The organism is Devosia sp. (genome assembly GCF_034675085.1).
GTDB lineage: Bacteria > Pseudomonadota > Alphaproteobacteria > Rhizobiales > Devosiaceae > Devosia.
Window position 1 is genome coordinate 1 of sequence record NZ_JAUCDN010000488.1, and the last position, 1,505, is coordinate 1,505.

At 66.2% G+C, this 1,505-nt stretch carries 3 protein-coding genes; 1 reads left to right on the top strand and 2 read right to left on the bottom strand.

What is annotated here, in order from left to right; translation table 11 throughout:
• Positions 1-13: 13 nt before the first annotated feature.
• Positions 14-142: a host attachment protein gene (locus tag VDP82_RS18100; protein ID WP_416347144.1), complete on the top strand. Its 129-nt coding sequence runs from the start codon at positions 14-16 to the stop codon at positions 140-142.
• 133 nt (positions 143-275) lie between these two features.
• On the opposite strand, the gene VDP82_RS18025 is transcribed toward VDP82_RS18100, so the two are convergent.
• Both VDP82_RS18025 and VDP82_RS18030 read right to left on the bottom strand, forming a co-directional pair.
• On the bottom strand, positions 276-1,115 hold the full coding sequence (locus VDP82_RS18025; protein ID WP_323016188.1) for an alpha/beta hydrolase: 840 nt from the start codon (positions 1,113-1,115) through the stop codon (positions 276-278).
• A gap of 25 nt (positions 1,116-1,140) precedes the next feature.
• The gene (locus VDP82_RS18030) at positions 1,141-1,467 is read right to left on the bottom strand and encodes a hypothetical protein (protein ID WP_323016189.1); all 327 of its coding nucleotides are present in this window, start codon (positions 1,465-1,467) and stop codon (positions 1,141-1,143) included.
• Between the last annotated feature and the right edge of the window lie 38 nt (positions 1,468-1,505).

Here is a 1,505-nt window from a genome sequence, read left to right on the forward strand (position 1 = left end):
CGCCCCCATCGCCCTGGGCGACATCCGCAAGGCCATCTCCCCCACGGTCAAGAAGGTCATCGTCGGAGAATTGAACAAGGATCTGACCAACCTGCCCACCAGCCAGATCGACAAGCATCTGGACGGGATTTTGGCGGTGTAAGCGGCGCGATAGCGCGGTCGTCGAGGTATGCCAGAGCGTTTCCAGGAAAAGTGGATACCGGTTTTCCGGTTCGGAAACGCGATAAAACAAACACTTAGAGCGTTTCACCGTTTCCACTAAACGGTGAAATGATCTAGGCGTACTCCTCCTCGTCGTCGTCACCCGCCAGCACATCGAGAAATTCCAGCAGCATGGAATTGACCAGGTCGGGCCGTTCCAGGCTGGGAATGTGGGCGACGCCTTCCAGCACCGCCGCGAAGGCATTGGGCATTTCCTCCGAGAGATGGTCGTGCCGGTCGATGATGGCGGTGAAGTCCTCGTCGCCGACCAGCAGGAGCGTGGGAGCGTTGACCTCCCCGACGCGGGACCAGGCCAGCGGCGGGCGTTCCTCGCCGGCCAATTCGGGCTTGGACAGCGCCCGGGCGTTCATATCGAGGAAAAGCGCGCGCGCCGCCCCCTCCACCCGCCCGCTGCCAGCGCGGGGACCATCCAGCCATTGGTGCGCCTGCACGCGGTTGACCATATCGAGATCGCCGCGCTCCCAGGCATCCTCCTCGGCCGCCTCGATCTGCGTCTCGGCGGCCGTGGCGCTCCAGGGGGCGCCGGTCACCGAGGTGCCGATCACGGCCAGGCCCAGCACCCGGCCGGGGTGACGCAGGGCGAAATCCAGTGCCAGCCCGCCGCCGAGCGAGCAGCCGACGAAAATGGCGGCATGGACGTCGCGCGCCGCCAGCACGGCTTCGAGATCATCGATATGGCTGAAGGGCACATCCGCGCTTTCGGTGTCGCCATAGCCCCGCCGGTCATAGGCTATGGCCTGCCAGCCCTCCTCGGCCACCGCCGCCATCTGGGCGGTCCACATGCGCTTGTCGCAGACCCCGGCATGCAGGAACACCACCGCCAGCCCCTCGCCCTCAGCGAGGCCGGAAATGCGGGCGCCGCCCGTTTCAACGATGAAAGGGCGGGCTGTCATGGGGCCTCCAGGGCGAAAACCGGACCTATTGAAGAATGGCGGCGCAGAATTTGCGCTTATCCTGGGCGTCATGCCAGCAGCCGGGCTCGGCGGGCATGGGCTCGAAAGCGCCCAGCGCGTGGGGCAGGCGACCGGGAGCGATCAGATAGCCCGGCCCGGCGCCATCGGCCACATGGGCGAAGACGAAGACCTGGCCGTCCGGCAGGGCGAAGGTGATGCCGCCGCCATCGGCGGTGACGTCACAGGCGAAGCTGCCGTAATCGGTCATCGAGCATTGCCCCGGCACGGCCATGGCGGGCCCGGCGAGGGCAAGGCCAGCCAGCAGCACCGCCCCCGTCACAAAACGCTTCATACATTCCCCCAAGAATGCCAATCGTCGGGCCAGCGGCC

Bases quoted from the DNA above. Each gene is read 5' to 3' on its own strand.
- VDP82_RS18025 (WP_323016188.1), bottom strand. From the start codon at position 1,115: ATGACAGCCCGCCCTTTCATCGTTGAAACGGGCGGCGCCCGCATTTCC.
- VDP82_RS18030 (WP_323016189.1), bottom strand. From the start codon at position 1,467: ATGAAGCGTTTTGTGACGGGGGCGGTGCTGCTGGCTGGCCTTGCCCTC.